Origin of the sequence: Streptococcus oralis, assembly GCF_001579525.1 — a bacterium.
Taxonomy (GTDB): domain Bacteria; phylum Bacillota; class Bacilli; order Lactobacillales; family Streptococcaceae; genus Streptococcus; species Streptococcus oralis_M.
On record NZ_LQZC01000011.1, the window covers coordinates 259571 to 276892 of the forward strand.

16 protein-coding genes are annotated in these 17322 nt (G+C 42.4%); 4 read left to right on the forward strand and 12 right to left on the reverse strand.

Translation table 11 applies throughout. The features are described from left to right. Positions 1-84: 84 nt before the first annotated feature. From SORDD25_RS07980 to SORDD25_RS07995, 4 genes are all read left to right on the forward strand, one after another. On the forward strand, positions 85-411 hold the full coding sequence (locus SORDD25_RS07980; protein WP_061853270.1) for a PadR family transcriptional regulator: 327 nt from the start codon (positions 85-87) through the stop codon (positions 409-411). Next, positions 398-991 carry a DUF1700 domain-containing protein gene (locus tag SORDD25_RS07985; protein ID WP_061853271.1) on the forward strand — a complete coding sequence of 198 codons (594 nt, stop codon included), beginning with the start codon at positions 398-400 and terminating at the stop codon, positions 989-991. Before SORDD25_RS07980 ends, SORDD25_RS07985 begins: the two co-directional genes overlap by 14 nt. Then, positions 984-1913, forward strand: a complete 930-nt coding sequence (locus SORDD25_RS07990) for a DUF4097 family beta strand repeat-containing protein (RefSeq protein WP_061853272.1) — start codon at positions 984-986, stop codon at positions 1911-1913. The genes SORDD25_RS07985 and SORDD25_RS07990 overlap by 8 nt, the downstream gene beginning before the upstream one ends. A 62-nt stretch (positions 1914-1975) precedes the next feature. After that, positions 1976-2938 (forward strand): DUF6574 domain-containing protein, encoded by a 963-nt coding sequence (locus tag SORDD25_RS07995; protein WP_061853273.1) that lies wholly within the window; start codon positions 1976-1978, stop codon positions 2936-2938. Between the two features lie 63 nt (positions 2939-3001). Here the strand turns inward: SORDD25_RS07995 and SORDD25_RS08000 are convergent, their stop codons facing one another. The 12 genes from SORDD25_RS08000 to SORDD25_RS08060 form a co-directional block, all read right to left on the reverse strand. Further along, the gene (locus SORDD25_RS08000) at positions 3002-3862 is read right to left on the reverse strand and encodes a DUF4299 family protein (protein WP_061853274.1); all 861 of its coding nucleotides are present in this window, start codon (positions 3860-3862) and stop codon (positions 3002-3004) included. A gap of 742 nt (positions 3863-4604) precedes the next feature. Then, complete coding sequence (locus tag SORDD25_RS08005; protein ID WP_061853275.1) at positions 4605-4967, reverse strand: TfoX/Sxy family protein; 363 nt, start codon at positions 4965-4967, stop codon at positions 4605-4607. Between the two features lie 9 nt (positions 4968-4976). Continuing rightward, positions 4977-5390, reverse strand: coding sequence for a VOC family protein (locus SORDD25_RS08010; RefSeq protein WP_061853276.1), 414 nt, complete (start codon positions 5388-5390; stop codon positions 4977-4979). A 56-nt stretch (positions 5391-5446) separates the two neighbouring features. Then, the gene (locus tag SORDD25_RS08015; RefSeq protein ID WP_061853277.1) at positions 5447-6250 is read right to left on the reverse strand and encodes a helix-turn-helix transcriptional regulator; all 804 of its coding nucleotides are present in this window, start codon (positions 6248-6250) and stop codon (positions 5447-5449) included. A gap of 185 nt (positions 6251-6435) precedes the next feature. Further along, the gene (locus SORDD25_RS08020; RefSeq protein WP_061853278.1) at positions 6436-6744 is read right to left on the reverse strand and encodes a putative quinol monooxygenase; all 309 of its coding nucleotides are present in this window, start codon (positions 6742-6744) and stop codon (positions 6436-6438) included. Positions 6745-6759: 15 nt separating this feature from the next. Beyond that, on the reverse strand, positions 6760-7746 hold the full coding sequence (gene trhO, locus SORDD25_RS08025; RefSeq protein ID WP_061853279.1) for an oxygen-dependent tRNA uridine(34) hydroxylase TrhO: 987 nt from the start codon (positions 7744-7746) through the stop codon (positions 6760-6762). A gap of 270 nt (positions 7747-8016) precedes the next feature. Beyond that, the gene (locus SORDD25_RS08030; protein WP_061853280.1) at positions 8017-9501 is read right to left on the reverse strand and encodes an ABC transporter substrate-binding protein; all 1485 of its coding nucleotides are present in this window, start codon (positions 9499-9501) and stop codon (positions 8017-8019) included. Between the two features lie 106 nt (positions 9502-9607). After that, positions 9608-10531 (reverse strand): carbohydrate ABC transporter permease, encoded by a 924-nt coding sequence (locus SORDD25_RS08035; protein WP_000818344.1) that lies wholly within the window; start codon positions 10529-10531, stop codon positions 9608-9610. 13 nt (positions 10532-10544) lie between these two features. Then, on the reverse strand, positions 10545-11474 hold the full coding sequence (locus SORDD25_RS08040; RefSeq protein ID WP_000714584.1) for an ABC transporter permease: 930 nt from the start codon (positions 11472-11474) through the stop codon (positions 10545-10547). A 357-nt stretch (positions 11475-11831) separates the two neighbouring features. Beyond that, a complete protein-coding gene (locus SORDD25_RS08050) occupies positions 11832-13712 on the reverse strand; it encodes a beta-N-acetylhexosaminidase (RefSeq protein ID WP_061853281.1) in 1881 nt (626 codons plus the stop codon). After that, complete coding sequence (locus SORDD25_RS08055) at positions 13706-14575, reverse strand: ROK family protein (protein WP_061853282.1); 870 nt, start codon at positions 14573-14575, stop codon at positions 13706-13708. The genes SORDD25_RS08050 and SORDD25_RS08055 overlap by 7 nt, the downstream gene beginning before the upstream one ends. A gap of 96 nt (positions 14576-14671) precedes the next feature. Continuing rightward, the gene (locus SORDD25_RS08060) at positions 14672-17317 is read right to left on the reverse strand and encodes an alpha-mannosidase (RefSeq protein WP_061853283.1); all 2646 of its coding nucleotides are present in this window, start codon (positions 17315-17317) and stop codon (positions 14672-14674) included. Positions 17318-17322: the final 5 nt, after the last annotated feature.

Sequence of the window (17322 nt, forward strand, 5' to 3'; positions counted from 1 at the left end):
TCTTGACAGGGCTTTCAACTTGAGATACAATATATTTGAAAAGAGTATATATAAAATTTTTATATAATATAAAGGAGGTTTCCCATGTACTTCCCAACATCCTCTGCCTTGATCGAGTTTCTCATCTTGGCTGTACTGGAGCAGGGGGATTCTTATGGTTATGAGATTAGCCAAACCATTAAACTCATCGCCAATATCAAAGAATCTACGCTCTATCCCATTCTCAAAAAATTGGAAGCCAGTGGCTTTCTCACCACCTACTCTAGAGAGTTTCAGGGGCGTATGCGCAAATACTACTCCTTGACCAATCGGGGCGTAGAGCAGCTCGTTACTCTAAAGGAAGAGTGGATGCTCTATACCGACACCGTCAACGGCATCATAGAAGGGAGTATCCGCCATGACAAGAACTGACTATCTGACTCAGTTAGAAACCTATCTCCATAAACTGCCTGAAGCTGACCGCATCGAAGCTATGGACTACTTTAAGGAACTATTTGACGATGCGGGTTCAGAGGGCGAAGAGGAACTCATTGCCAGTCTGGGAACACCAAAAGAAGCTGCCCATGATGTCCTCTCTGATCTTCTCGATAAAAAAGTCAATGAAGCCCCTGCTCAAAAGAATGACCGTCAACTGCTACACATTGCCCTCCTGGCCCTGCTAGTAGCTCCTATCGGAATTCCGGTCGGGATCGGCATCCTCATGGCCATCATCGGTATTATTATCGCAGCCGCCTCCGTCATTCTAGCCTTCTTTACCGTCTCTGTGACAGGTATCCTACTGGGCGGACTCTTTATCGTAGAGAGCTTTAGTGTCCTAGTCGAAGCCAAATCTGCCTTTATCTTGATTTTTGGGGCCGGTTTGCTTTCTATCGGTGCTTCTTCTCTTGTTCTACTGGGCATCTCCTATGTAGCTCGTTTCTTTGGGCTCCTGATCGTCCGCTTGGTGCAATGGATTCTTAAAAAAGGAAAGAGAGGTGACAGACATGCGTAAATTGACAAAAGGATTTCTCATCTTTGGTGTGGTTTCTACAATCCTTGGTTTTATCATGATCATTGTAGGCGCGCAGTCCAATGGTATTCAAAGTTTGCTTGCCATGTCAAAAGACCCCGTCTATGACAATCGTATCGAAGAAGTGACCTTTGGAAATGAAGTGGAAAAACTTGATTTAGCCCTTGAGGAACATAGCCTAACCATCACAGAGTCTGTAGATGACAAGATCCACATCACCTATCATCCTTCCGTGTCTGGTCGTCACGATCTGACTACTGGCATGAGTGACAAAACACTGAGCGTCACTGACAAACAAGCCTCCCAACATCGTTTTCTCGGTTCAGGAATCGAAGGCCTACTTCGTATTGCCAGCAGTTATTCTAACCGTTTTGACGAAGTCATTCTCTCCCTCCCTAAAGGAAGAAGGCTGCAAGCAATCACCGTCTCAGCCAATCGTGGACAAACTAATATTCGTCAAGCCAATCTTGAAAATGCGACAATCAAAACAAAAGGCTATCTCTTAAGACTAACAGAAAGTTCTATCAAGAACAGCACACTAACGACACCTCATATCATCAATATCTTTGATACCGAATTGACAGATAGCCAGGTCAAGACGGAAAGGGAACACATCTATGCTGAGAATATCAAGGTCCACGGCAAGGTTGAGCTAGAGGCCCATTCCACTCTAAACCTCATTCTCTCCCAGAAAGAGACTGACCGTATCAATCTAGATCTTTCTTCTCAGCATGGTGGTATCTATCATAAACCCAAAGAAGAACATCGTGGACAAAAAGAGAATGAACTTGCCAACCCATACAAGACAGACAAAGCAGATGTCAAGGACCTGCTTATTGCAAAAGCCAACCAAGATATCTACCTACCTAAAGAAGAGCACTCTTCTCCATCTAGAAATCATTGACAAAAACGCTTTCATCTGCTAGTCTAAAGATAGAAAACGACCATAAAAAAGGAGGTTCCACCATGACACAAGAATGGTTTGAAAGTGCCGATCTTGAGAAGAAATCACCTCAGACAAAATCAGAAATCCAGCCCAACGAGCCAGAGACTTCGGAAACTGTGGAAGATGAACCACAAGTAAGCGAAGAAACACCTGTCTCACCCAAAGAGATGGAAACGCATGAGGAGGAAGCTCCCGAAATGATTGAGGAAACCCAAACCGAGGAAGAGGGAGAAGGGAAAGCTGAAGAGGAACACAAGCAAGAAAAACCTGCAAAAGAAAAAAGCATCCTCAGCAAGGCTTTAGAGAGTCCTTACATCCCAGATATTGACCCCCGCAAAACTGCTCGATTCAAAGAAGAAATCGCACTATTTTGGACTTGGCTGCTGGACGCTATCCAAGAACCAACTGCCAGCAAGAATACGGACCAAAAGCATCGTTACAGTGTCTTTGCCCTACTCACCTTGCTGTCTTCTATTAATCTTTTCTTTAGTATCTATCATATCAAGCACCTCTACTATGGCTATATGGCCTCTATTGCCAATAGTTTACCTAACCAGCTCCCACCTTTAGATCTCTTTGCTGGACTTTCTATCTTGGTCGCTAGCGCTCTATTTTACTTTTCTATCATTTTGGGAGGCTTTACTGTTCGACGTGTGCTGGACCAGGAGAACGACTTCACATTCCAAGAAGCTTGCAATCGTTACAGCCGACTCTTTGCTATCCCGCTTGTCTTAACAGCTCTAGCAAGTTTCTTTGCACTCTTTGGTGGCTTACGATTTGCTGGCATCCTCACTCTTCTAAGCATGGCCATCTTTGCCCTTGGAAATCTCTTTGTGATTAGCAAGCCAAGTAAGACCAGTAGCCTTGACCCATTTTATCGATTCTTGCTAGCTGTCTTACTTGATGGCGCTATTCTCTTCCCCTTCTTCATTGCAGAGCTCGCGCTGACAGTAGACTACCTTCGCATCCTGACCTTCTTTTAACCAAAATCCCTGCCATTGACCAATGACAGGGATTTTTTATACTAACTATTTTTTAAACAAGGCCTACTCTATGCTTGCCAATTCTTCAAAGTCTTTTCCCAAAATGGCTTGTACTTCTAGTTGATTGGCATCTAGTTGCTGATAAAATGCTGTTGGTAGCGACTCTAGGAATCTTACATAGTCCAAGCGAGCGATGGATTCGTAGTCTTCTGCTTTTGAACCATCACCAGAAATCGCCACTAGGTCAATCTCCCAAACAAGTTCCTTGCCTGCTAGCTGCTCAGTATAGTGCGCCGGTACAAAGGGTTCCTTGGGCAAAATCGTCTTGACTCCCTGGGCTAGGTGATAGATACCGTGCACCTTACCTTGGGCGTCTGGGTAAAATTTCACACTGGCAAGGTAGGCATCAGAGCCTTGAACCTTCTTGACCAACTCTGCAAAATGTGCCAATCCATCCTCGGCCAAAAAGCTCTCGAGGTATTCCTTGTTGAGGTAGATAGGGGACAAGAGTCCTTGGCAATATGCTAGACGAGCTGCTTTGTCAGCTAGATAATGCTTGACCGTTTGTCGGAAATAAGCTTCAAACTCAAAGTCTTCTAGCCCTTCTACCACTTGCCCCAACTTGCTCGATAGGGCTTGGAGGAGAGCTTCTACAATCTCCCAGTCCGCTCTGGTAAGGAAGTCTGGAATCACCACTTGATAACCTTTTCGACTATCCGCATAGTTCACCTTGAAGAGAAATTGCGACTGGCCTACAATCCCACACTCGATATACTCGAGACGATTGAGGGGCTGACGGAGATAGACCGCATCATAACTGTGTGACTCCAGTCCCTCCACCAAGGCCAAGATAGACTTAGCAGTCAAGACCTCCTGTTGTCCTAGAATGCTTTCTTTATTTGGGATAAAAAATGTTTTCGCCATAACCGGCCTCCTTTGAAATCGTTTACATACAGTATAACCTATTTTCCTGAAAGATACAGAAACAAATTTTAGATTTTTAGATAAAAAGCATAGAAAAACAGCCCCTAAAAATTGCTTGACATTCAGCAGACTAAAAGTAATCGGTATTCACACACCCTAGAAATGCAATAAAGACGACCAAAGGAATCGTCTTCATTTTCTATAAGTAAATTCTATATAGCTTATACTGTCCTTATCTATATTGCTATCCGACTTTAATTTTGTGGCTAACTGCCATGCTTGTTCAAAATATTTTCTAAATACCCCCACCAATTCCTTTCAAAGAATATGGATAAGACGCATAAGATGATGAGACAAAAATAACCTCTTCCTTATCAATTATTACAAATTGAATCTTTGAAAATTTTATTTTTTCTTCCTTATTATCAAAGTATCTACACGAATAATTGGAATCGTAACTTAGATGTTCAAGCATTTCGTCTATATTACGCGTATAACTAAAGGTAAGTATTTCTTTATAATCTCATATATCTTTTTATGATTGTAGATCTTTTTAATTTGCTTATCAATTTAATTGCCTACATGTTCCTTCTTAGTATCATTTCTTCGTATAGGATTTATTTTCATAAAATCTTGCTAATTAAAGTCACAAAATCAATACATATTCTAAGAATATATCTGAATTTCATAAAAAAGCAATGAATGAACTTCTAAGAAAGCAAAAACTCATTCTGAGCTCTTCTTACTTTTTATCCTGCTGTGCCAGCTCCTGATTGTAGGACAAAGCTAGATTGATCCAGTAAGACAGTTCTTTTTGTGCTTCACCATCTAAATCAATATAGCCATAATAAAGCCTACCCTTCATTAAAGTCACACTGGCACCATTTTGGGGCAGGACCTGCTTTTCCATTTCCTTACCGATGCGTACCATGACAAGATCCTGATCTCTTTCTGAACTCACAGTCACGGTCATCTTACCGCGGACCATAAAAGCTAAACCACCAAACATCTTCTTCTCTTCTACCTCTTCTTCAAAAACATGAGGAGGAAGTTCAGTAGCTAAAATGGCACGGACTTGCTGGGCTAGGGATTCACTATAAGCCATCCTTCTGCCTCATTTCATCACATCCCAGCCGATGCCAAAACGGTCAATCAAGCGACCATAAAACTCTGCGAAAGCTTGTTCCTCTAAAGGATAGAGAATTTGTCCACCTTCAGCAAGCTTAGCAAAGAGCTCATCGGCTTCTTCTCTACTATCTGGACTCAGAACTAACCATTGATTGGGCTGATGATTGCTAGGAATAGATAGGTCATTAAAAACACCTACATCCTCACCATTGAGTGTCAAGTTCACCGTATCTAAGGCAATCCAGGCAATCTTATCCCGTTTTTCTGCAGGAAGATCTGCTGGATCCATCATCTCACTGGCTCGGGCAAGTCCCTTTATCTCTGTCTGAAAAAGATCTGCATAAAAACGAAAAGCTTCTTCGGCCTGACCATTAAAACTTAAAAACACGTCTAATTTCATTATTGTTCCTCCAATTTTTTATAGCTGAGAATAAATCTCTAGTATCAGTTTATCAATTAAGATAAAAATTTTCTTATTCTCAATTGCGCTTGTTTGGCTAGGGAACGCATGATTAAAACTGGAAGATTAACTGTAATAGGTGGATCGCTGGGCAAGGGCCTGCGCATGATGATTTCCTCCTGATAGATGCTATCGCCTGAAAAAGTGAGAGGCTCATCGCTGCCCCAGCGAAAGTTATGCTTCAAGACATAGTTTTTAGTTAGGCGTAAATCCTCCAGCAATTCACAGGCCAAAAGATAGTAGTGGCCATCCGGTACATTTTCAAAAGTAAACCGTCTCTCCTGACTCAGTGCTACTCCGATAACTGGCTCTTCTTTAGGTATGCGGGTTTTAAAAAGCCCGATACAGCTAATGCGTGGTTCATACCCCTCAGGATAAGATAGCGTCACGGTCAAGCGATTGCCACTTTTACAGTCGGGATCCTGATGCAAGAAAGCTCCCTTCTCATCCAACTGTTTGACCATAAAATCATAAGCCTTGGTTGATTCCTGATAATATTTTTTAGGCGAAAGTCCAGTATGCCGCTTAAAAGTATTGGAAAAACTGCCTAGACTATCATAACCAGCTTCCATAGAGGTCTCAGTCACATTTTGCTGGCCTTCTACAATCTCCTGAATCCCTTTTTCCATCTTAAGAGCTTCCACATATTGCTTGATAGAAAATCCCATCTTTTTCTTGAAAGTTCTGGATAGATGGAAAGGACTATAATGGAAATGCTCAGCCAAATCGGTCAGACTCAGCTCTTCATCTGCATGCTGACGCAGATAGGCTGCCACTTCTTCCATGATAGCTTTAGACATAGACCTGCTCCTTTCCCATTTATTTAAGCTCATTATATCACATCAAAAAGAAAGGACAAAAAATCAAAACCTTAATAATGAAAATCTAAGCTTCAAATAAATAATGAAAAAACTTTGGGCGCTTGAAGCATCTAAAGTTTTTGGTATTTACTATTTAACAGAAACTCTTCCCTTTTCTTAGGAATTTACAAACTTGCCTTACCATCAAAAATAGTCAGCTTATACAAATTTTCTATGCCTGCAATAATGGGTCTAGCTTTTGCAATGAGATTTTGAAAAACTTCCAAGGTCAGACTGTCATTGTGAGCTTGCTCGCTCTCCCAAACCTCATAAATATAGATGCTGTTGGGTTCGTCTGCTTTCTCTCCTAAGATATAGCAGAAACAAGTATCAAGATTTTGCATTTCTTTAACAACTTCTTGCATATAAGCAGCAAGTTCCTGCGCCTTTCCTTCTTTGGCAATTAATTTACCATAAACGCAAAACTTTTCCATTAGGATCTCTCCTTATTACTGAGCTACCACTGTTTCCAAGCTTTCACCGATAGCTGCTAGGCGCTCAACAACTTCTGCTTGTGTCAATTCATTTTCTGAAACATAGCGGTTGCGAGGGTGAACACGGCACTCGTGTGAGCATCCACGAAGGTACTTGTCTTCATTTTCTTCTGATGTTAGGATACGACGGTTACAGAAGGGATTTCCACAGTTGACATAACGTTCACATGGCGTTCCATCAAACCAGTCTTTTCCTACGATGGTAGGGTTGACATGGTTGATATCAACTGCGATACGCTCGTCAAAGACGTACATTTTCCCATCCCAAAGTTCACCTTGAACTTCTGGGTCTTTACCGTAAGTAGCGATTCCTCCGTGCAATTGGCCAACATCTTTGTAGCCTTCACGAACCATCCAACCTGAGAATTTCTCACAGCGAACGCCACCTGTACAGTAAACCACAACACGCTTATCCATGAATTTTTCCTTGTTGTCACGGACCCATTGTGGCAACTCACGGAAGTTGCGGATGTCTGGGCGGATAGCCCCACGGAAATGTCCTAGGTCGTACTCGTAATCGTTACGTGTGTCAAGAACTACTGTATCTTCATCAAGAAGGGCTTCTTTGAACTCTTTTGGAGACAAGTAAGCACCTGTTGTTTCAAGTGGGTTGATGTCATTATCAAAGTCGTTGTCTTCCAAACCAAGGTGGACAATTTCTTTCTTGTAGCGAACAAACATCTTTTTGAAGGCTTGTTCACTTTCTTCGTCAATCTTGAACCAGAGGTCTTCCATGCCTGGGAGGCTGTGAACGTAGTCCATGTATTTTTGAGTTGTTTCGTAGTCACCTGAAACGGTTCCGTTAATTCCCTCGTCAGCGACTAGGATACGGCCTTTGAGACCGATTGATTTACAGAAAGCCAAGTGGTCTGCCGCAAATTGCTCTGCATTTTCAATTGGAGTATAAAGGTAGTAAAGTAAGACACGAATATCTTTTGCCATAAGATTTGTTCTCTTTTCTATTCTTAAATTTTCAGAATTTTTCATTCAACTATACTAGTATACCCACTTGGGAAAACGAATGCAATTTATTTGACCGGAAATTATATAAAGAGTCCTACCCCTGCACTTCATCAGTAACCATACCGAATCGCAGATAATTCTCTCAACTTTTTATTTACATCCTAAAAATCACTACCTCCCCTAGAGAACTAGGGAAGGCAGTGATCACATTTTTAGGAATTAGGAATGAATACACGAAATCAATCAATCTTATGATTTTTTGTTTTTCAAGAATTCGTCGTATTGTTTTTGCATTTCGTTCAATACTTTTTCGTAGGCACCTTCAGATTTCAATTTTTCCATCAATTCTGGGATTGCTTTATCTGGGTCTACAGTACCAGTGTTGATAGCTGTATCGAATTGTTGCATTGTGTTAGAAATTGCTGAGATTTCAGATTTGACACTGTCAGTGTTAAAGATGAATCCAAGTGCTGGAGATTCTTTAGCTTCTGCCAATTGTTTCTTAGAATCTTCGATTTGTTGGTCTGTAACGTTTTCGTTGATGTAAAGAATCCAGTTGTTACCAGTGTTCCAACCTGACATGTGAGTGTTTCCTTTGTAGGCATCAAGGACGCGGACACGGTTTTCTTTACCTTCAACTTTTTCCCAGTTCTTGCCTTCTGGACCGTAAACAAGACCGTTCAAGAGTTCTGGGTTCGTGTTCAAGAGGTTCAACACTTCCATTGATTTTTCTTTGTTCTTAGAGTTGTTTGAGATGACAAAGTTAGCAACTTGTGTTGTTTGGTTTTTCTTGATAAAGTTAGTGATTGGTTTGATTTGGATATCTTTGTTAGCAACACGTGAGAGCAAGCTGTTACCGTAGTCAGCTGGCCCTACCGTTTCTTCACGAACGAACCAAGTATCTTGTTGAAGGTCAAATGAAGTATCACTTGTTGCTACGTCTTTTGGAATGTATCCTTCTTCATAGAATTTGTGAAGAGTCTTCAAGTGTTCTTTGAAACGAGGCACTTCGTAACGGTTTACGATCTTAGTAGTGTCTCCTTCAAGGTCGATAACAAATGGAAGTCCGTTTGGTACTGGGTAGTCAAAGTTATCAGATGGGATAAAGTTCTTCGTAACCGCAAATGGTACTACATCTGGAGCTTTTTCTTTGATTTGTTTCAAGACTGGTTCAAGTGTTTCGTATGAAGTAACACCTGAAATGTCAATACCATATTTTTCAAGAAGAGCGCCGTTGAAGGCAAAGTTTTGAGATGATGCAACGTTGGCTGCAACTGGAACAGCATAGATCTTACCGTTTACAGTGTTCCCTTTGATGTAAGCTGGGTCAAGTGCTTTGTAAAGCTCTGCTCCTTCTTTTTTGTACAATTCTGTCAAGTCAGCATAAGCACCTTTTTGAGCATTTACAACATAGTTATCTGCAAAGGCGATATCATAGTTTTCACCAGATGATGTGATAACAGACATTTTCTTGCTGTAGTCACCCCATCCAAGGTATTGGATATCCAATTTAGCACCAACTTTTTCTTCGATGATTTTGTTTGCATTTTCTAGCAATTCATCCAAGTTATCTGGCTTGTCACCGATTTGGTACATTTTAAGAACAGGTTTTTCACTTGAAGCAGCGTCAGCAGCTTTTTTGTTGTTACCTGTAAGGTTTCCACAAGCAGCAAGACTTGCAGCCAAAGCGACTACGCTAGCAGATGCAAAAGCATATTTTTTCCAGTTTTTCATGATAAAAACTCCTTTTTTATTTTTAAACTTATAAACGATTTAATGATTTTTACTTCAATCACTAAGATGAAGTTGGGAAGAGAGAAACGGTATTTCTCAGCAAGTGCTATTCCTTCACACCACCGATTGTCAACCCTTTAACAAAGTAGCGTTGGAAGAATGGATAGAGAATCGCGATTGGAAGGGTTGCAACAACAACCATGGCCATACGACCTGTTTCTTTTGGAAGAGCGACTCCCAGTTGACCAGATAGGCCGACTGCTTTGGCGATGTAGTCCATATTTTGTTGGATTTGCATAAGCAAATATTGCAATGGATACAAGTTATCACTCTTTATGTAAAGAAGGGCGTTGAACCAGTCGTTCCAGAAACCAAGAGCTGTCAAAAGCGTGATGGTTGCGATACCTGGAAGTGACAAGGGCAAACAAATCTGGAAGAAGATCCGAGCTTCACTGGCACCATCGATACGAGCAGATTCGAGAATAGCTTCTGGAATGGTCTTCTTGAAGAAGGAACGCATCAAGATGATGTTGAATGGTGAGAGAAGCATTGGAACAATCAAGGCCCAAACGGTATCACCCAGTTGAAGCAGGCGAGTGACCACGATATAGCCTGGTACCAAACCAGCATTGAACAACATACTAAGAAGAGCGAAGATCGTAAAGAATCTGCGGTACTTAAAGGTTGTCCGTGAGATGGCATAGGCATAAGTGGTTGTAATGAAGACGTTGGTCACTGTTCCGACTACGGTTACAAAAACTGAGATAAAGAGCGCTTGGAGGATCTTATCTTTAAACTGAGCTAGGAACTGGAATCCATCTACACCAAATTTCGAAGGGAAAAAGCTATATCCATACTGGAGGATGCTCTTTTCATCTGTCACCGAAATGATGATAACGAAGATAAAGGGCAAGATACAAGAAAGAGCGATCAAACCAGAGATAATACTAAAGAAGATATCTGCTTTCTTACTGAAGGAGTGAATGCCGACATTATCGATTTTTTCTTTTTTAATTTTCTTTTCTGCCATATTCTCCTCCTTTCTAGAACAAAGCTGAGTTTGGATCGACTCGTCTTGCAAGCAAGTTTGATAGGATAACCAGAATCAAACCGACAACGGATTGGTAAAGACCGGCTGCTGAAGCCATACCGATATCTGCTGTCTGAGTCAAACCATTAAAGACATATACGTCCAAAACGTTGGTTACATTGTAAAGCTGACCAGCATTGTGTGGGATTTGATAGAAGAGACCAAAGTCTGCACGGAAGATATTTCCGACTGCAAGGATAGTCAAAACTGTCACAAGTGGAGTCAACTGAGGAATGGTTACGTTGCGAATGCGTTGCCACTTGCTAGCCCCGTCCACTGTTGCTGCTTCGTAGTAGGTTGGATCAATCCCCATGATCGTCGCATAGTACATGACACTGCTATATCCAAAGCCTTTCCAAATACCTAGGAAAAGGAGAAGGTATGGCCAAATGCCTAAGTCAGCATAGAAGTTGACTTCCTTCATGCCAATGGATGTTAGGAAATGGTTGAAGACCCCTTTGTCAATGTTTAGGAAGGCATCTGTAAAGAAACTGATGATAACCCATGACAAGAAGTAAGGGAACAACATAGACGTTTGGAAAATCTTAACCATTCTCTTAGAGCGGAGCTCGCTGAGGATAATGGCAATCCCTACTGATACAATCAAACCGATAAAGATAAAGCCGAGATTGTAGAGAACGGTATTACGAGTGATGATAAAGGCATCTTTTGAACTAAACAAGAATCTGAAATTATCTAACCCGACCCATTTACTATTCACAATACTATCTATGAAACCATTACTGGTCATATGGTAGTCTTTAAAGGCAACCACATTCCCAAATACTGGAATGTAAAAGAATAGAATCAACCAGAGTGCCCCTGGTAAAACCATCAAGAGAAAGATCCAGTTATCTCTCAAGGTCTTTGAAAACTTTTTCATAATTTCCTCCCTTTTTATTCCTAAAAACTGATTTCATCGAATTTTTAGGTTTGATAACGATTACATTATTAGTATACTCCTATTTGAAGGCTAGGTTAAACTACTAATTATAGAAAAAACTCCACAAATTATTTTATGTGGAGAAGTTTTTTATAAAAAATAGGTTTCACGAGAAACACTCTGAACAAGGGACACTGTTCTTGTTTTTATACTCAATGAAAATCAAATAGCAAACTAGGAAGCTAGCCGCAAGCTGCTCAAAGCACTGCTTTGAGGTTGCAGATAAAACTGACGAAGTCAGTAACATCTATACGGCAAGGCGAAGCTGACGTGGTTTGAAGAGATTTTCGAAGAGTATTAAGTCGTATAAATCGTCGATGCGGTCGCAATAGTATGCCACTGATTGGCTGTAGTTGCTGCGAAATCCTTGTCTACGTAGAAGTCAGTAAATGGTAGGATTTCAACTTCTAGCTCGTCGATGCGGTCAATCTGATCAGACAGATAGGCTTCGATACGGCTTTCTGCTCGCTTGATGCGTTGCAAGAGTCCGCCCATACGAATATCAACCGTATCCAAACCAAAGACCTTGTTTTCTTTCAACCATTGGTGGCTAAAGAGGGCATGGAAGTTTTCAATCTCGCTTCTAAGTTTTGGTAATTCTTGTCTTGCGATTTTTCTCAGACTTTCTTTATCGTTTACTTGGTAGGCCTGACGAATGCGTCGTCCCACATCCACTTTACTGCTTAAAATCTGGTTCAACTGGGCCTGAGTTTCAAAGAGATAAGCATAATTTCCTGCTTTTTCTTTGATAGCAACAAGCGTCTCAGCTGCCTGAGCGAAGTGTGGTTTGTCCTGTTCAGGTGTCATGTGTCTGTCAAGAATCGGACAGAGAACATCCTGATAAAAGACATAGCGGTTGGGATTGATACCACTGAGATTATCTGGCAGCTCTGGCAAGAGGTTGGCTAGGTCGATCTGCATGAATTCCTCAACTGATAGACCTGTATTGGTCTTGAAGTGGGCAGACAAACGGTCGAGGTTATTGCGGTAGCTGAGTTCTGCCCAGATTTGCAGACTTGGTAGAATAGAAAACTGGGCAGTTTCCCCACCATTGTCCCCCCAACCCGTTACAATGACTTCTGTGATGTCGTTAGCACGACAGGCTTTGTTGGCTTCAAGAGCAATAAGACGGCTGAAATGGTTGTTGGGTGTGAAACCGATCCACTTCCAAGCACCACCTGCAAAGGCAAGGTCATGACTAATCTTGTGATGGTTGCGGAAATTACGGTTGTATTTTTCCTCACTATCCTGATAATAGTCCCAGTAAACCAAGGTTACACGGTCTTTGAGACGATCTAGGTAGACACGAGTTTCCTTAGGAATCTCCACATCGCGATCGTACTGGCCATCCGCTGACATGAGTTTAAAGAACATATCGCTCCACATCTGACAATGGAAACCATACTTGTCAGCAATATCTAATACGCGCTCCAAGTGTTGGCACATGAGGAGACTACGGTCCACAACACCGTTCAAAATGAGGTAGCGCCCCAAACCAACCAAATGGGCTTCGTCCATCCCGATATTGACCTTGCGAGTCTGCAGTTTAGATAGAGTGGCAAACATGCCATCAATCAGGTCATAAACCTTTTCTTCGCCAATAAGGAGAATGTCCTCCACATCACGGAGTTCTTGCACTTCCTTAACACCCCATTTGACAAAGGCTGACAAGTGGGCCAAGGTCTGGATGCAAGGCACAAAGGTCATGTCAAACTGCTGGGCGTAGGCTTCGATTTCCTGTAACTCTTCAGCTGAATAAGCTCCACGGAAGTAACCAAAATAAGGTTGCCCCTCAATCTGGTAGGTGTCTTCCATATAAAGCTCAAATGTTGAGTAGCCCATGAGAGCCAAGACCTCAATCATCTGCTTGGCAGAAGCGACATTCAAAACTGCATTTCGAGAACAGTCTGCCATATAGGCCAACTCTTCATAAGCTGCCTTCTCTTCAATCTCTACTTTGTCACCTTCTGCTAGAGCTGTTGCCAACAAGGACAAGGCGCGATAGAGTTGGTGAGGTTTGCGATAGGTTAGTTGATAATGTCCACCTTCACCCTTGATAGAGATCGAGGCTTGGTCAGACTGAGCGACTACTACCTCTACATCTGCTAGCGAAATATGCTTTTTAAGCAACTCTAATGCTTGCTCTTGTTTGGGACTAAGTCCTGTAAAAATTACCATTGATTTTCCTCCTGCAGCCAGTTGACAAGGGCACCATAGAGATTGGCATCTGCGTGATAGGTGCAGGCCTGGATAACTGGTGCGACCGTGTATTCTTCATAGGTCTCGACAAAGTTATCGACAGCCTTCTTGACACCTTGGATAAAGTCTGGGTTCTGGCTGATAGATCCTCCCAGACTAATGACATCTGGGTCGATGAGGTACTGGATATTGAGCAAGCCTTGAGCCAGATTACGGTTCATACGTTCAATGGCTTCTTGGCAAAGGGCATTGCCTGCTGCAGCTTCTTGGTAAATCTTGCGACCATCCCAGTCAGTCTGACCAGATTTTTCAATTACGTAGCGAACCATGTTTCCTGTAGAGGCTAGTAGCGACCAGTTGTTGAGTTTTTCAGCTGGTTCAATGGTTGTCATATAGCCAAACTCACCACCTAAGCCGTGGCGACCACGGTGAAGTTTGCCATTGATAATCATAGCCCCACCAATCCCTGTCCCAATCACGACACAGGCTGCATTTTCAATCTCTGGATGAGCCAGCAGTTCACTAAGTCCAACACAGTTGGCATCATTTTCTAGATGGACAGGGAGTTGATGATGAGCAAGAGCTTCATACCAAGAAAAGCCATGGATGTAAGGTACGGCACTGATTCCCTCAATCACACCTGTTTCTTGATTGACCGCTCCTGGAACACTCATGGCAATCCCACGATAGTCCTGTTCTGACAGACGTTTGTCTAGCCAAGTCAGTAAATCTTCCAAGCTTTCTGGTGTTGGGATACTTGTCTTATCTAGTATTTTTCCATCAGGAGTCAGACTGGCAAACTTAATCCCAGTCCCTCCGATATCAATGGTTGCAATCGTCATATTTTCACCAAAAAAGGGACGAATCAGTAGTTAATCCTTACTCTTTCGCCCCTCCTTTCTATCTCATAGTATTCGTTATAGAACACTTTATAACTATTAGATTTCTTCTTTTTTAATCAATTCTGTACGAATTTCTTGTGGAGCCAATAGTCCTGAATGAACTGGATATGGTCGCTCAAGTAAGTCAAGAATGGTTTGTTGGTGTTCTGAAATGCGCACATTTTCTTGACTCATATTGTAGTAACGGAGTACATATCCTTCTTCATTTTCCGCCACTTTAAAGGCTGTTGGGCAAACTTGTGGTAAGCTGAGTGCCACATGACTCAAGAGACTACCAGTCGCTGCCACACTTCCTTCTTGTTTAGCAACTTGAAGACTAGTGAATGGTGTTTGGAAGGCTTTAGCACGACGGAAGGCTGAGAAGCGTTCTTGTGCTTGGTGGCATTCGAGAGCAAACTCGACTTCAAACTCACGCAAGCACTGAGCCTCTGGTGTCGGGAAGTAACCCCAGTCACCTAGCTCACCTGAGGCACGAAGGATGGTCACTGCAATGGTATCGTCTCCAAGGATTTCATACTCGTGCAGTCCTTTATTAGCCACCGTCACTCCTTTTTCATCATCATAAAGGCTGACAAAGGCTTGTTGGTGTTGTGGATTTTCAGGATTTTCCCAAGAAGCAGCTGGTTTATTTGGTCGTGTCACCACCTCATAGATGCTTTCAGAGTCATTGCTTGGACGTGTGTTATGAGTCTTAACCAAGAGACGGATACGGTGGTCCTTAGCAGTATTGGTAAAGCGAGTCTTGAAACGAATTTGTGGATTATCAACAAAGACGGTCATCTCTGTTTCCAGAGGTAGGGTTGTCAACTCTTCTGAGCGCCCAGCTTCACGCGTCATAAACTCGATGATACCTCTTTGTTCTGCATCCAGTTTTTCATCTGCACTTACTGGAATTGTCAATTCATGCTTGAGCAAGATCTTGGCAAAACGAGCTGTATTTTCCAAGACTTCATAGCCTTTCAGCTCTGCATAGATAGGCTCTGTTCCTTTTGGTTGGAAGTAGATATACTCGTTTCCGATGTCCCCACGGTCTTCAAAGCGAATAACATCTTCATAAGCTTCATGAGTTGTCTTGTCGTAGACCGTGATGTTTTCATCCACACTTACCGTTACAAATGGCGTATCAATCACTCCATTTTGGTAAATACCGTCCCGATGTTCTTGTTCTCCTTCAAGCAATTGGAAGGTGGTCCAAGAAAGTGGTGCTAGATGAACAGGCACTGTCACGCGCACTTGTCGAGCGATACGAGCCTGACGGAACTTGTCTTTGGGCAAATCATACTCAAAGTTAGCTCCCATATCTTCGATTTTCGCTTCTACAGCATGGCCTTCCAAGTCTTCGACACGGTAGTTTGGCAAGGTCAAGGCTGCCATTTTTTTGTAGCCTTCTGTTGGGTGCAATTCCTTGAAATCGCAAGTCGCCACATCAATCACTGTGCTGACAGTATCAACCTTATCATGTAAGCCTGTGTTAATGACGGTAAAGAGATGGTCGCTTTGAGCTTCGTGGGTTGCAATTTTACCCTTCCACTCGTTGAGAAGGTTGCTCTTAACGAAGTTTCCGACTTGGTTGACCTTGGCAAAACGTGTTTCCATCTCACGGTGAACTTCGTCAATACTACAGCCACAGATACTATCATGTGGCGCATTTTGTAGAAGGACTTTCCAAGCATAGGTCAACTGATCCTTATGGTTGTGGCCGCCAGTGATGACGGTCAATGGCTCCACCACTTGTTCTAGCAAGTTGCTATTTTCTTGGAAGGCTTGTTTGAGGTAAATGCGTGATGAAGAAGTGTTGGCAAGTGTGTACCAACCATCTGTTTCCTGACTTGTCAACTCACCTGTAACCGTTGATAACTGCTCCGGTAGAGCACTTTCTACTGCATGGACATAGTCGTCAAATGAACTATGCACAAAGGTCACATCTGGGAAGAGTTCATTAGCCACACGAATGGCTTCACTCAGATTGCGCTGTACAGGCTGGTGGTCACATCCGTTCATCATCAACCATTGGTTGGTCGAAGCGTAGTCACGCACGTCTGACAATTTTTGTTTCCAGAAAGTTAGGGCCTCGTCCTTATCAACTGGGATTTCATTCCCGTTACTGTACCAGTTGGCAAAGAGGATACCGAGGACGCGGCTTCCGTCCGCACCCTGCCAGTACATTTCTGAAAACTGGGAAGTAAACTGCTCATCTTCGAGAACTTGGTTGTCAAATCCAATCGGCTTCACACCACGCCCAAAGGCTGCCACGTGAATGCCTGATTTCTGAAGGATTTGAGGAGCTTGTCCCATATTTCCAAAGGTATCTGGGAAGTAACCAATCTGAGTGGATTTGCCCCATTTTGCACATTCTGCTTGACCAATCAAGGTATTGCGGACGTTGGCTTCACTTGAAATCAAGTAATCATCCTGCAAGATGTAAAAGGGACCAATTTTGAGTTTGCCTTCGTCAATGTAACCTTGGACTTTGTCTCGATTTTCAGGGCGAATTTCCAAATAGTCATCAAGGACAATCGTTTGGCCATCCAAGTGGAAACTCTTGAACTCAGGGTCATTTTCAAAAAGGTCAAAAAGATTATCAAATAATTCCACCAACTGCATCCGGTGGCTTTCAAAAGGTAAGTACCACTCACGGTCCCAGTGACTATGTGAGATAATATGTACAACAACATTTTCCATGAAGT